This is a genomic window from Pantoea eucrina (assembly GCF_002095385.1).
In the GTDB taxonomy this organism is placed as follows: Bacteria; Pseudomonadota; Gammaproteobacteria; order Enterobacterales; family Enterobacteriaceae; genus Pantoea; species Pantoea eucrina.
On the sequence record NZ_MIPP01000100.1, the window covers coordinates 1 to 430 of the forward strand.

Below are 430 nucleotides of genomic sequence, written 5' to 3' on the forward strand. Positions count from 1 at the left end.
GCGCATCATTCTTATTACGGAGAACGAATACGACGCGGTCGTTTCAAATTTTCAGCTTGTTCCGGATTGTTAAAGAGCAATAACTTCGCAATGCACTCGAAAATGCATTCAGAAGTTGAGTATCAACGTGGGGACGTTGATGGTGGAGCTAAGCGGGATCGAACCGCTGACCTCCTGCGTGCAAGGCAGGCGCTCTCCCAGCTGAGCTATAGCCCCAATGATTCGCAAAACCCTTTACCCAATTCTTTCGAGTTCAAGGCGTGACGACGCGAAGCATAGTGAACTATGCGAACCGTTGTCATAACGCAGAAATCGGGAGAATTTGGTAGGCCTGAGTGGACTTGAACCACCGACCTCACCCTTATCAGGGGTGCGCTCTAACCACCTGAGCTACAAGCCTGGAGAGAGTTTTACTGCTTCTTTAAATTTC

2 tRNA genes are annotated in these 430 nt (G+C 49.1%); both read right to left on the reverse strand.

Annotated features, from left to right (window positions below):
* Positions 1-140: 140 nt before the first annotated feature.
* Positions 141-216, reverse strand: a tRNA-Ala gene (locus HA43_RS18530).
* 107 nt (positions 217-323) lie between these two features.
* Positions 324-400, reverse strand: a tRNA-Ile gene (locus HA43_RS18535).
* Between the last annotated feature and the right edge of the window lie 30 nt (positions 401-430).